Source organism: Desulfovibrio sp. JC010, assembly GCF_010470675.1.
Taxonomy (GTDB): Bacteria; Desulfobacterota; Desulfovibrionia; order Desulfovibrionales; family Desulfovibrionaceae; genus Maridesulfovibrio.
In genome coordinates this window covers 38,346-51,311 of record NZ_VOIQ01000005.1, presented here as the reverse complement: position 1 = coordinate 51,311, position 12,966 = coordinate 38,346, and the positions used below count along the sequence as shown (strand labels likewise).

Below are 12,966 nucleotides of genomic sequence, written 5' to 3'. Positions count from 1 at the left end.
TCTAGTTTCTAAAGACAGATTTGATGCGCTTCGCGCTTTTAATCAAAGATCTTTGCCTCCGGCGGCTTAGCCCTTTTTGAAAAAAGGGCTAAGAACCCCAAAAACTTTTAATCGGGCTTCGCCGTTCTAAATTATTCACTTAAGATACTGTCTTTGTTTCTGAGAATGAGTTACAAATAAAAGAATAAGAATTTTCTTTAAACAGGAGGCAGCAAAATGAAACAGGCAATAAAATCATTAATTCTGGCATGCTTGGCAACCATTCTACTGCCTCATGCCTCCATCGCACAAAACATGGCCGACGGTCTGCAATGTCCTTCCGACTGGACAAGAACCAAAAGAGTGCCTCCGCTATGGAACGTCAGCCACCTTCTCAAACAATGCACTCCGCAGACAAATGACGCTGTCATTCAATTATACTCCAAAAGGACCTCAAACTCACTGCTGACAGAGATTGAACAGTGGACTCAAAGATTGCGAAGCAAGGGCTTACCGTATCAAAAAATGTTAAATGAGCTGCCGGGACACGTTTCCGGTTACCCGGCAATACTCAGATTTTTTTCAGGCTATGACCATGATGGGAAATGGTATGACTCCTACCTCGTGGTTTCACGCTACAAGGGGATAAACTACACCTTCATAGGCTACGCCATGAAGGGACATGAACGGGTCAGAATCCAGATGAGAAATGCCATGAACGCATGGTATTTTCCCGGAGTATCAGGACCGACCAATTCAGGCTATTCAAATACCAATACCAACAACAATAACCAGCAGAACCTGCCGGGCCCCAACCCGGTCATAAGCCAGAACACCAACCCCAATGCCAACGTGAACATCAACCCGACAATCAACGTGAACAGACCGGGCTGCACCCGGCAGACCAGCCAAAGCTCCACCTACACGAACACAATCAACGACTCGGGCAACACATATCAAAACCGTCCGGACCCTAAGCCTGACAACAATAACAATCCAGACACCCAGAACAACGACGGTAACAATCAAAACAACAACCGCCCCTCGGACAATAAGTATCTTGACTATATGCTGGAATAAAAACGGTATCTCAAAACAGAAAAGCCCCCTGCAATATCAATTGCAAGGGGGCTTCAATTACATTTCAGCTGAATTAGAACGTTACTTCTTGCCCTTCTTCTCCTGAGCAATACGCTCCATATCTTCTTCATAAGAAGCGATATTCCAAGGGAAGGATTTGCGGGCAGTCATGACTGCGAAATTCTCAACTTCCTGCACCCACTGGCGGTAATCTTCCAGCACCCGCTCCCCAAGAGGGGTAAGACTGCAGCCCTTGCGGCCACGGGTCTTAAGCACCAGCGAATCGCCGAGCACTTCTTCGGTATTCTTGAGCCTGCCCCATGCCGCGCGATAGGACATGCCGAGTGCCTTGGCAGCTTTATTCAGCGACCCCTGTTTTTCTATCTGTTCCAGCAACTGCGCCCTGCCAAGACCGAAAAGCATACCTTCTTCTGTTTCCAGCCACAGATTCAACCGCACCCTGGGACAGAATTTTTCATCACTCGACATCAAGCACTCTCCTGTATTTACCAGTCATTTCTGAATTCATGTTTTTCCTAGCATAAACAAAGTAGAACACAAAGTACACTGACTCAGGTCATGAGAATGAATCTATATCCCGTAAAAACAAGCCCGGACAAAAATGACATTCTACCAACTGAGTCCTTGCTTTTCCTGAAACTGTAACTAAACTCCTAGCTCCGCAGCCAAATCCACCTTTCCTCTGATTCAATAACAATTATTTTGCAATATACGGCTGGGGACTATTTGAATTTTTACGGAGTTTTTCCAGCTTATGAATATGACCACAGCAGACATGACCAACGCTCCATACAGAACCATATGGAACCTGTCATGGCCGCAGATACTGATGATGATCTTCCACCTGATGATAGGCCTTGTGGATGTCTGGGTGGCATCCAAGCTGGGCCGTGAGATTCAGGCTTCCATGGGCATGATCAGCCAGTCCCTGTTCTTTTTTCTGGTTATCGCCATGGCTACGGCAAACGGTGCAGTTGCGGCCATCAGCCAGTCCATCGGTGCCGGGCTGCTGCAACGCTCTATTCGGTATGTAGGATTATGCGTCATACTTGGAGCCGTGCTCGGCGGAACCATCTTTGTGCTCGGCTTTCCCTTTCGCAACGGAATTCTGACCGTGCTGCAGGTGCCGCAGGAGATGCGTTATGTGATGGAGTATTTCATCGAGGTATTCCTCTATCTCGTGCCCATCTACTACATGCAGATCATCACCAATGCCATTTTCCGGGCCCAGAAACGGGTCATGCTGCCCCTTTACAGCATGATCATCATCACTACCCTGAACACCATCGGAGATCTCGGCCTCGGCCTCGGCATGTGGGGAATGCCCGATCTCGGCTACAAAGGTCTGGCATGGGCCACCTTCGGTTCCATCACCGCCGGGGCCATGTTCAACATGGCCGCCCTGCTTCGTCTTGGACATCTGCGCCGCAAAACCATGGCTCCCATACGCTGGATGAAAGCCGCACTGCCGTATCTCTTTAAAGTGGCCTGGCCCAGCGGGCTCATGCAGATTGTCTGGCATTCCGGATACATGGTACTCTACTCCATCACCGCCAGCCTGCCGGAAAACAACGTCATCGCGCTGGCAGGCATGACCGCGGGCATCCGCATCGAATCCATCCTCTTCCTGCCCGCATTCGCCTTCAACATGACCGCCTCCATCATCATCGGTCACTATCTAGGCGACGGCAAAGCTGACGAGGCCAAGAAATTCGGGTATAGAATATTGTTTCTGGCTATCGGATTCCTAAGCATCACCGCGCTGCTGCTTTGGCAGGTAATTTATCCGGTAACCTCCATCATCGCCCCGGAACAGGTGGTTCTTGATGAAGCTGTAAACTATCTTTACTACAATATGCTCGCCATCCCCTTCACCCTGACCTCCATGATCATGGCCGGGGCCTTGAACGGTGCGGGCGCGACCATCTACAACCTGTTCATTTTCGCCATCACCGTCTGGGGATGCAGGCTGCCGCTGGCCTATTTCCTCGGCCACGAAGTACTCCATTCCGCCACCGGCATCTGGATGGCAATGCTTATTTCCCAAGGCGTACAAGCCTCTATAATTTTTTACACATTCTCGTGCAGAAACTGGCAGAAGTTCAGCATGATCAAGAAAAAGAATAAAAGGACCAGCAATGAATAATGAGTTTAAACCCATCACCCTTGATTGTCAGGATAGATTTGAGGAGGCCCTTGCGGCCTGTCCGCAACGCACTTCCGACTACACGTTTGCCAACATCTGGGGCTGGACCGAACATTACGGCCTTGAAATCCGTTGCAGCGAATCCGGCCTGATCCATGTGCGCCGGACCAACCCCGAAGTCATCAACTGGGCACCCATAGGTGACTGGTTCAGTGCCGATTGGAAAAAATGCGAACTTCTGAATACTCCGGGCACCAAATTCACCCGCGTACCGGAGCAACTGGCCCTGCATCTCAAAGAAATCTTCGGTGACAAAATCGAAATAACCGAAGTCCGCGACCACTTTGACTACGTCTATTCTGTACAGGAACTCATTGAGCTGCGCGGAAACCGTTTTCACAAAAAGAAGAACCTCTACCGCCAGTTCATAAAAAAATACGACTACGAGTACCGCGAAATCACCCCCGATTGCGTAGAAGAAGTACTTGAAATGCAGCTCGAATGGTATCGCTGGCAGGAAGAGAACAACCATTCCGATGCACTTGTAGCCGAGAACGAGGCCATCGCCAAAGTCCTCAAGGAAATGGATACCATCCGCAACCTGACCGGGGGAACCCTGCGTATCGGCAACCGCATCATCGCCTACACCATCGCCGAGCCGCTGGGGGACGACACCATCGTTATCCATTTTGAAAAAGGAAACACCTATTTCAAAGGCGTCTATCAGGCCATCAACCAGATGTTCCTCGAAAACAACGCCAGCGACAAAAAATTCGTCAACCGTGAACAGGACTTAGGTGAACCCGGTCTGCGCAAAGCAAAAGAATCATACAATCCCGTGCATTTTATGAAGAAGTATGAATTGGTAGTATTATAGTTTGATTTGATGCGCTATCGCGCTTTTGATTGAATTGATTTTGCCTCCGGCGACCCTGCCGGGGGCCTTAAACCCTTTTCCAAAAGGGTTTAAGAATCCCAAAACGTTTTAGTTGTTTGGCTTTGTCCCAGATTATTTAGAGCATGCTATTCACAAACACAGAACGCAAAAGATTCGTAGTATTGGGCTTAGATGGACTTCCGGCCTCTCTTGCTATTAAGTGGACTGACAAACTGCCCAATCTTGCGCGTATTGCCGGGAAGTGCGAACCGATCAAGGCCGAACTTCCGGAACTTTCGCCTGTGAACTGGACTTCGTTTTTTACTGCGCAGAAACCCGAAAAGCACGGCCTGTACGGATTCACATCCATCGATCCGCAGAACTACACCCTGTCCATCAATAATTTCGAACAGGTCCTTTGCCCGACCATATTTGATCTGCTGGGCGAGAACAATCTGGTCAGCAAAATTATCAATCTGCCCAACACCTACCCGGCCAAGCCGTTGCGGGGCATGCTGATCTCAGGTTTTGTAGCGGATTCACTTGAGAAGGCTGTACAGCCGCCCTTCCTACTCGGACCGCTCCGCGATGCGGAATACCAGCTTGAAGCAGACACCAGCCGAGGCATAATGGACCCGGATTACCTTTTCGATCAGGTCAAGCAGACTCTTGAGTGCCGCTTGAAGGCACTGGAAATGCTCTGGAACGACCTTGCATGGGATTTATTCACCATTGTCTTTACCGAAACGGACCGCCTCTTCCATTTTTTCTATCCAGCTTTCGAGGACGAAGCTCACCCCCTTTATCCCAAGGCCGCTGAATTCATGCACAAATGGGATCGCGCCATCGGCATTGTACTCGATAAATTCGAAGCCCTGCCGGGGAAAAAAAAGCTGATCAGCTTTGCAGACCACGGTTTCGCGGCCCTTGAAACCGAGGTGGACCTGAACACTTTCCTAGCGCAGCACGGCTATCTTTCATACACCCACCCCGCCAAAGACCAATGGGATGCCGCAATCATCTCCCCGGCCAGCAAAGCATTTGCCCTTGATCCCGGAAGAATATATATCCATACCTCTGATTTCGCGCGGGGTCAGGTAGATCCGGCTGAGGCTGAAAAGATCGCCACAGAGATTGCCGAAAAGCTCATGCAGCTCCAATTCAACGACCAGCAGGTCATGGAATCAGTGCAGACAACCCGCGAAGCATACGGAGACAGCCCAATCGGCAATCCGCCGGACCTGATCTGCACAGCCAAGCCCGGCTTCGATCTCAAGGCCAAATTTGACCGAACTGAAATCTTCGGATTCCACGGCAGAACCGGAACACACACAGTGCAGGACGCATTCTTCTACAGTTCAGATAATGACCAGATTGAATCCATGTACCAGACAGGAAAAATGGTCCTTGACTGGTTTAATATTAGTCTGCCAGATTAACCAATTCATATTCAATTTCAGATACTATTCGGCGAAGCCCTAACAAAAAGTTTTGGGATTCTTAAACCCTTTTCCCAAAAGGGTTTGAGGCCCCCGGCAGGGTTTCCCGAAAGGGCCGCCGGAGGCATCTTTCATGATAGATTTTAAAAAAGAATTAAATCCTGCGCAGTACGAAGCTGCTACTCATCCTCAGGGGCCGGTACTGGTTATTGCAGGTGCGGGCAGTGGTAAGACACGCACAATTGTTTACCGTCTGGCATGGCTGGTGGAACAGGGCATCCCGCCCGAATCCATCCTGCTGATGACCTTCACCCGCAAGGCGGCGCAGGAAATGCTGCAACGTACCGAACTGATTCTGGGCAGAACCCTGCACGGCACTCAGGGCGGAACATTTCACGCCTTTGCTTATTCGGTACTGCGTCAGAACGCCGCTGAAATCGGTTTTCCCAACGGCATAACCTTGATGGACCGCAGTGATTCCGAGGCAGCGGTCAAAGAAGTTAAAGACCAGCTGAAACTCGGCAAGGGCGACCGCTCATATCCCAAGAAATCCACCCTGCTGGATATGATTTCCAAATCGCGCAACAAAGAAGTCTCCATTGATACGCTGGTCAATTCCGAAGCCTTCCATCTGGCGACCTATGCATCCGAAATGGAAGAAATCGCCAAGGCTTACGTTGTTTATAAAAAACAGCATGGGCTGATGGATTACGACGACATGCTCTTCTATCTGGAAGAGTTGCTGCAGAATGATAAATTCCTGCGCAATTCCCTGCGTTCGCGCTACCAGTACATCATGGTGGACGAATATCAGGATACCAACCTCGTGCAGGCGCGCATTGTTGGTTTGCTGGCCGGAAAGAACGGCAATGTTATGGCGGTAGGTGATGATGCCCAGTCCATCTATTCGTTCCGTGGCGCGGACGTAACCAACATCCTAAAATTTCCTGATATTTTTGAAGACGTAAAAATCGTGCGTCTGGAGCAGAACTACCGCTCCACCCAGCCCATTCTGGACCTGACCAACGCCATTCTGGACGGTGCTGAAATCAAGTTCGACAAAAAACTTTTCACCGAACAGAACTGGGGCAGCAAACCGCAGCTCATGGTTCCACTCAGTGATTTCAGCCAGTCCAACCGCGTGTTGGACCGGATCATTGAATTGCAAAAAAAGCACGGCCCCGAAGAAGTGGCTGTGCTATTCCGCGCCGGATACCAGAGTTACGGGCTGGAAGTGGCCCTGAAACGTCTGGGCGTTGGCTTCAAAAAATACGGCGGATTGAAATTCAACGAAGCCGCACACATCAAGGACGTGCTGGCCTTCATGCGTCTGGTTGCCAACCCGGCGGATATCATTGCCTGGCAGCGCACCCTCGGACACATCAAAGGAGTCGGCCCCAAGACCGCCACAAAAATAGCACAGGCGGTAATTTCCGCAGACCAGAAGGCGCTGGCAAAATTTACCAAGAAGTACGAGCTGCTCAAAGACATCCTGCATGATCTGGACGGATTGCGGGAGCATAAGTCCACTCCGGCGACCTGTCTTGAAGTCATCGTGCCGCTCTACCGCCCGCTGCTGGTGGCCCAATACCCGGACGATTATCCTCGCCGAGAGGCCGGGATCGAACAGCTCGGCCAGATTGCCTCCAACTATGATGATCTGGAATTCTTCCTCACCGACCTCTGCCTTGACCCCGATCAGCACGGCGAGGAAGAAAAAAAGGAAGACGTGGTCACCCTTTCCACTATCCATTCCGCCAAGGGACTAGAGTGGAACGCGGTCATCATCATTGATCTTGTGGAGGACCGTTTTCCGTCCCGCAAATCCATGCAGAAGCCCAACGAGTACGAGGAAGAACGCCGCCTGCTCTACGTGGCCTGCACCCGTGCACGGCAGGAACTGATCATGTGCGCCCCGGCTTCCATCAACCGCAAGAATACGGATTTCTCCGAACCTGCGGTGCCCAGCCCGTTTCTGCGTGAACTGGATACCGATCTTTTTGATGAGTTGCAGGAATCCTATTCCGGGGGCATGGCCAAGAAAAGAAACAGTCCGGTACGAGCTGCCGGATATGATGCCCCTGCACCTTCTATCTCAGAGAGCAAGAAGCCCTCGCCTATGAAACTGGGCCATTGCAAGCACAAGATTTTCGGGCGCGGCAAGATCATTGAACGCATCGAACCAAATAAGCTGCGCATCAATTTCCCCGGTTTCGGCCCCAAAGTCATTGTCGAAGATTTTGTGGAGATGTTATGACTCAATTAAATTCTGAACAAGACTTCCTGACCCTGATCGACAAATATTTTCCATCCGAGAACGGTCATGTGACCCTTGGACGTGGGGACGACTGCTCTATTCTGCGCTCCAAAACAGACCTGTGCATCAGCAAAGACCTGTTTCTGGAAGATGTGCATTTCAGAAGATCATATTTTTTCCCGGCAGACATCGGTTATAAATCGCTGGCTGTGAATATCAGCGATATTGCGGCTATGGGGGGGCAACCTGTGGGGTTCGCGCTGGGCCTGATTGTGCCGCCGAATCTGGAAAGCGAATTCTGGGAACCTTTTTTCCAGTCCATGTCCGCACTTGCAAAGCAGCACGGATTGATTCTGGCCGGGGGCGATCTTTCCAGCGGGCAATATCTGGGAATTTCGGTGACCGTCTGGGGCGAAGCTGCGGGCGGACAATTCCTTTCACGTGGTAATGCCCTGCCGGGGGATGTGCTTTTCCTGCACGGCCCTGCAGGCATGGCCCGTACCGGGCTGCTCAGCCTTGAAGAGATGGGACCAAAGGCGGCTGAAATTTACCCTGAATGCGTGCAGGCACACCTGCGCCCTCCCATGCGCGTTGCTGCGGGGATTAAACTGGCCCAATCAAAACACGTGAAAGGCCTAATGGACCTTTCAGACGGCCTTGCCCGTGACCTGCCCCGCTTTCTGAGCTGCTGTGAGGGTGAACTTGGAGCTAAAATTTCACTTGATGAATCAAAGCTGCATGAGGAAATCATCCGTTACGCCGAAACCAAATCAATTTCCGCTACGGAACACGCCTTTCTCGGCGGCGAAGATTACGCCCTCTTCGGGGCAGCTTCAGCTGAAGAATTCGAAGAACTAAAAGCAAAAATCCCCGGCCTGCACCAGATAGGTACCATCACCGAGGACAATAAAATTTCACTCAACGGCAGGGAATATACTTCCAAAGGCTTCGACCACTTTTCCAAATAAAACCAGCGAAGCTTAATAAAAAGTTTTGGGATCCTTAAACCCTTTTCCCAAAAGGGTTTGAGGCCCCCGGCAGGGTCGCCGAAGGCTATCCCCACCCTAATTCCGTAATATACTTATACATAACCCAGAAATGGCAGAAACTTCCGGCCATGACGAAGACGTGGAAAATTTCATGAAAGCCGAAAAACTCCGGCCACGGATTAGGACGCTTCATGGCATAAATAACCGCGCCGATTGAATACATGATCCCCCCGGCCAAAAGCCAGAGCAAGGCCCCGGTCTGCAAAGCCTGAATCAGGGGATAAGCCCCAACGATTACCAGCCAGCCCATGGCGAGGTAGAACCCCGTGGACAGCCAGCGCGGCGCGTTCAGCCAAAGCATCTTCGTGATAATTCCGGCTACAGCCATACTCCAGATAGCAGCGAACAGGGACCAGCCCCACGTCCCCTTAAGCCCCACAAGGCAAACGGGCGTATACGTAGCGGCGATATAGACATAAATCATGGAATGGTCGAGCTTGCGCAGCCACATGATGCCCCGCTTGGAAAGCGGCAACCAGTGGTAGAGCGTGCTGGCAAGGTAAAGCAGGATCATTCCCCCGCCGAACACGGAAAAGGTGACCACATGCATCACGCTGGTGGGATTTACAGAAGCGACCAGCAGCATGACCAGCCCGGCAATGGCTAGGCAAAAGCCTATGAAATGGGTCAACCCGCTCATGGGGTCCCGTACATATTGAAACATTGCCGTTCCTCCCAGCATACTTTTTTCAAACGATTGTTTAAACTAAACTGCTTCAGAGTACACAAAAAAAGCCCGTAACACCAGCGGTGTCACGGGCCATTATCATCTATGGGATGTACAGAGCGGCTCTATTTTGAATCGGGATTATTCAGAAAGCATGCGTACTGCGCAGAATTTTCCGCACATAGCGCATTCTTTTTCATCTTTGTGGTCTTTTCTACGCGCACAGGCCAGAGCGGGGTCAATTGCCAGTTCGGCGATCTTGTCCCAGTCGAGTTCCTTACGTGCAATAGAAATATCTCTATCGCGCTGGACAGCATCCTTACGGCCCATGCCCACTTCACCGCACTGTGCGGCTACGAGGGAGGCTTTAACACCGTTCCAGACATCGTCGATCTCAGGCAGGGTCAGGTGTTCAGCGGGAGTCAGGTAGCAGAGGAAGTCCACGCCGTTCATAACCGCGATGGCACCGCCGATTGCTCCGGCAATATGGTCGTAACCGGGTGCGGAGTCAGTCACCAGAGGGCCGAGGACGTAGAGAGGCGCGTTGTAGGTAGCAGCCTTAATACCGCGAATCTGGGTTTCAACGAGATTCATGGGCACGTGGCCGGGACCTTCGATCATAGCCTGTACACCGTACTCGTGAGCGCGCTTGGCAAGCTTGCCGAGCACCAGAACTTCTTCCCACTGCGCAGCATCACCGGCATCGGCACCTGCACCGGGGCGCAGACCGTCGCCAAGACTCAGGGTCACGTTGTGCTTCAGGCAGATTTCAAGAATTCTGTCGTAGTTGGTGAGCAGCGGATTTTCTTCATCATGATCACGCATCCAGCGGGCAAGAATGGAACCGCCGCGGGAAACAATACCCAGCAGACGTTCATCCTCAGCAGTTGCCCAGTCAGCTCCGCGGCGGGTCAGGCCGCAATGCAGAGTCATGAAATCAACGCCCTGTTCGGCTTCTTTTTCCACTTCAGCGAGAAGTTCATCAATGGAAAAACCTGCGGGGTCTTCGTCACGGGCAACATACTGCTGCGCCATGGCATAGATGGGTACAGTACCCAGCGGCAGGGGGCAGCTGTTCAGCATATCGGTTCTGATTCCGTCCAGATCACCGGCAGTAGAAAGGTCCATAACGGCGTGTGCGCCTGCTTTCCATGCTGCATCCAGCTTCTTCATTTCCTTTTCACGATCATTTTTGAAAGGAGAAGTACCGATGTTGGCGTTTACTTTTACCTTTGCGGGCTGTCCGATGAGGGTGGGAGTAACATTCTTGTGATTGGGGTTCCCGAGCAGAACCATAGTCCCGTCTTCAATGCCCTGAATAATGGTCTCTTTGGAGAGACCTTCGCTCTTGCAAAGTTCATCAATGCTGGAATCAAATATGCTTTTGAGAGCTTTATTTTTTGAAAACATCTGATTTCCTTATAACTTTATTTAGGATTGTGCATTTATCGTATTATCAATGGTGTCTGTACAGGCAAGTCCATACCCCAAATCGTTGCAGGGTACAATGGAACTTTTTACCCCGAAACCAAATAAGAGCACAGCTTCAAGTTTATCTGAAAGCGCGGCACTCATTACTCTTTCATTAATTCTATGCGTTTAAAGCCTGTCATTTCAGAATTTTATCATGGAAAATTAAACAGATACAAAATCAAATTTGCATTTATGTATAATTTCTAGTAGATCAGCAGATCATATTTTTTGCGACACTAATATTTCAAGGGGGAAATTTAAAATGCGCAAATGGAGTGGACTGTTTATACTCACAGTGCTCTTTGCACTGCTATGTCAGCCTGCATTCGCTGCTGACTCCAGCCTCGGCCCGGCAAACGCCAAGGTATTCGGATTCTTTACACTGATTCCGCCGCTGGTGGCTATCGTTCTTGCTTTCATTACCAAGAACGTTGTTCTTTCACTTTTCATCGGTGTTTTTTCCGGTGCTTTCATGCTGGAAGCCAAGGGGTTTGACATCTACAACGGATTTGTAGGCGGCTTCCTGCGCCTTTCCAATGAAATCCTCAGCTCTCTGGCTGATTCATGGAACGCGGGTATTGTACTCCAGTGCCTCGCCATCGGCGGACTCATCGCGCTGGTATCCAAAATGGGCGGTGCCAAAGCAATTGCGGACGCTCTGGCTAAAAAGGCAAAAAGCCCCAGAAGCTCCCAGTTTGTAACCTGGGTACTCGGTCTGTTCATCTTTTTTGATGACTATGCAAACTCCCTCACTGTCGGACCGATCATGCGCCCGGTGACCGATAAAATGAAAGTTTCCCGTGAAAAGCTTGCTTTCGTTATCGACGCCACCGCAGCACCCATCGCCGGTATCGCGCTGATCTCCACATGGGTTGCCTACGAAGTGGGCCTGATCCGCGACGGGTTGCAGGGAATCGGATACACCATGAACGCCTACGGCGTATTCGTGGAAACCATCCCGTACCGTTTTTACAACATCCTTATTCTGGTCTTCATTCTCGCCACCATCTGGTTTATGCGTGAATTCGGTCCCATGTACAAGGCCGAACAGCGCGCCCGCACCACCGGCAAAGTACTTGCCGACGACGCCAAACCCATGGTCGCGGATGAAGCAACTGAACTGCAGCCTTCCGAAGATATCAAGCCCAGCATCTGGTATGCAATCATTCCCATCGGAACCCTGATTGTTGCCGCATTCCTCGGCTTCTACTTCAACGGCTACAACGGTATCATGGGCGGTGACGATGCCGCACTGAAGCAGATTTTCGAAGATGCTCCCATGAGCTTTATTGCTATCCGTGAGGCTTTCGGTGCATCCGATGCTTCAGTGGTTCTCTTTCAGGCCGCACTTATCGCAGGCGTTGTTGCTCTGGCCATCGCCATCGGCAGACGCATCCTGACTGTGGACGAAGCGATCTCCACCTGGGTACAGGGTGTTAAATCCCTGAACATCACCGCAGTAATCCTGCTGCTGGCATGGTCCCTTTCCGGCATCATTAAAGAACTGGGAACCGCCGCTTACCTCGTAAGCGTGCTTTCCGATACCATCCCGACCTTCCTGCTGCCCTCCATCATCTTCATCATGGGGTCCATCATCTCCTTTGCAACAGGAACATCTTACGGAACCATGGGTATCCTCATGCCGCTGTGCATCCCGCTGGCCTACGCACTGGTACCGGAACAGGGTTACGTAATCCTGAACATCGGTGCGGTCCTCACCGGAGCCATCTTCGGCGACCACTGCTCACCCATCTCGGACACCACAATCCTGTCCTCCATGGGTTCCGCATGTGACCACATCGACCACACCAGAACACAGCTGTTCTACGCCATCCCGGTAGCAATCATCTCCATCCTGTTCGGCTACATCCCCGCAGGTCTGGGAATGCCCGTACTGATGGTTCTGCCAGTAGGTGTTTTGGCAGTGCTTGCAACAGTACGATTCCTGGGTAAGCCTGTTTCGAACTAGTTCAAACGG

10 protein-coding genes are annotated in these 12,966 nt (G+C 51.0%); 7 read left to right on the top strand and 3 right to left on the bottom strand.

Translation table 11 applies throughout. From position 1 onward, the window contains the following. The first annotated feature begins 216 nt into the window (after positions 1–216). Positions 217–1,059, top strand: coding sequence for a hypothetical protein (locus FMR86_RS06960; protein WP_163350373.1), 843 nt, complete (start codon positions 217–219; stop codon positions 1,057–1,059). An 81-nt stretch (positions 1,060–1,140) separates the two neighbouring features. Here the strand turns inward: FMR86_RS06960 and FMR86_RS06955 are convergent, their stop codons facing one another. Continuing rightward, a complete protein-coding gene (locus tag FMR86_RS06955) occupies positions 1,141–1,548 on the bottom strand; it encodes a winged helix-turn-helix domain-containing protein (RefSeq protein ID WP_163350372.1) in 408 nt (135 codons plus the stop codon). A gap of 286 nt (positions 1,549–1,834) precedes the next feature. Between FMR86_RS06955 and FMR86_RS06950 the strand changes: the two genes are divergently transcribed. The 5 genes from FMR86_RS06950 (at position 1,835) to thiL (ending at position 8,767) form a co-directional block, all read left to right on the top strand. After that, positions 1,835–3,226 (top strand): MATE family efflux transporter, encoded by a 1,392-nt coding sequence (locus FMR86_RS06950; protein WP_163350371.1) that lies wholly within the window; start codon positions 1,835–1,837, stop codon positions 3,224–3,226. Continuing rightward, on the top strand, positions 3,219–4,103 hold the full coding sequence (locus FMR86_RS06945; RefSeq protein WP_163350370.1) for a DUF2156 domain-containing protein: 885 nt from the start codon (positions 3,219–3,221) through the stop codon (positions 4,101–4,103). The genes FMR86_RS06950 and FMR86_RS06945 overlap by 8 nt, the downstream gene beginning before the upstream one ends. 143 nt (positions 4,104–4,246) lie before the next feature. Next, positions 4,247–5,542 carry an alkaline phosphatase family protein gene (locus FMR86_RS06940; protein ID WP_163350369.1) on the top strand — a complete coding sequence of 432 codons (1,296 nt, stop codon included), beginning with the start codon at positions 4,247–4,249 and terminating at the stop codon, positions 5,540–5,542. A 133-nt stretch (positions 5,543–5,675) separates the two neighbouring features. Continuing rightward, entirely contained in the window at positions 5,676–7,799 is a 2,124-nt protein-coding gene (locus FMR86_RS06935) for an ATP-dependent helicase (RefSeq protein ID WP_163350368.1), read from the top strand. Further along, on the top strand, positions 7,796–8,767 hold the full coding sequence (gene thiL / locus FMR86_RS06930) for a thiamine-phosphate kinase (RefSeq protein ID WP_163350367.1): 972 nt from the start codon (positions 7,796–7,798) through the stop codon (positions 8,765–8,767). The genes FMR86_RS06935 and thiL overlap by 4 nt, the downstream gene beginning before the upstream one ends. Before the next feature lie 85 nt (positions 8,768–8,852). Here thiL and FMR86_RS06925 read toward each other — a convergent pair whose 3' ends face one another. Then, positions 8,853–9,512: a hemolysin III family protein gene (locus FMR86_RS06925; protein WP_163350366.1), complete on the bottom strand. Its 660-nt coding sequence runs from the start codon at positions 9,510–9,512 to the stop codon at positions 8,853–8,855. A 144-nt stretch (positions 9,513–9,656) separates the two neighbouring features. Beyond that, entirely contained in the window at positions 9,657–10,925 is a 1,269-nt protein-coding gene (gene thiC, locus FMR86_RS06920; protein ID WP_163350365.1) for a phosphomethylpyrimidine synthase ThiC, read from the bottom strand. A gap of 325 nt (positions 10,926–11,250) precedes the next feature. On the opposite strand from thiC, the gene FMR86_RS06915 reads away from it, so the two are divergent. Continuing rightward, the gene (locus FMR86_RS06915; RefSeq protein ID WP_163350364.1) at positions 11,251–12,957 is read left to right on the top strand and encodes a Na+/H+ antiporter NhaC family protein; all 1,707 of its coding nucleotides are present in this window, start codon (positions 11,251–11,253) and stop codon (positions 12,955–12,957) included. Positions 12,958–12,966: the final 9 nt, after the last annotated feature.

What these genes read in the sequence shown, in the direction of transcription:
- FMR86_RS06950 (WP_163350371.1), top strand. Translation starts at nt 1,835, where the DNA reads ATGAATATGACCACAGCAGACATGACCAACGCTCCATACAGAACCATA.
- FMR86_RS06960 (WP_163350373.1), top strand. Translation starts at nt 217, where the DNA reads ATGAAACAGGCAATAAAATCATTAATTCTGGCATGCTTGGCAACCATT.
- FMR86_RS06955 (WP_163350372.1), bottom strand. Translation starts at nt 1,548, where the DNA reads ATGTCGAGTGATGAAAAATTCTGTCCCAGGGTGCGGTTGAATCTGTGG.
- FMR86_RS06940 (WP_163350369.1), top strand. Translation starts at nt 4,247, where the DNA reads ATGCTATTCACAAACACAGAACGCAAAAGATTCGTAGTATTGGGCTTA.
- FMR86_RS06935 (WP_163350368.1), top strand. Translation starts at nt 5,676, where the DNA reads ATGATAGATTTTAAAAAAGAATTAAATCCTGCGCAGTACGAAGCTGCT.
- thiC (WP_163350365.1), bottom strand. Translation starts at nt 10,925, where the DNA reads ATGTTTTCAAAAAATAAAGCTCTCAAAAGCATATTTGATTCCAGCATT.
- FMR86_RS06945 (WP_163350370.1), top strand. Translation starts at nt 3,219, where the DNA reads ATGAATAATGAGTTTAAACCCATCACCCTTGATTGTCAGGATAGATTT.
- thiL (WP_163350367.1), top strand. Translation starts at nt 7,796, where the DNA reads ATGACTCAATTAAATTCTGAACAAGACTTCCTGACCCTGATCGACAAA.
- FMR86_RS06925 (WP_163350366.1), bottom strand. Translation starts at nt 9,512, where the DNA reads ATGTTTCAATATGTACGGGACCCCATGAGCGGGTTGACCCATTTCATA.
- FMR86_RS06915 (WP_163350364.1), top strand. Translation starts at nt 11,251, where the DNA reads ATGCGCAAATGGAGTGGACTGTTTATACTCACAGTGCTCTTTGCACTG.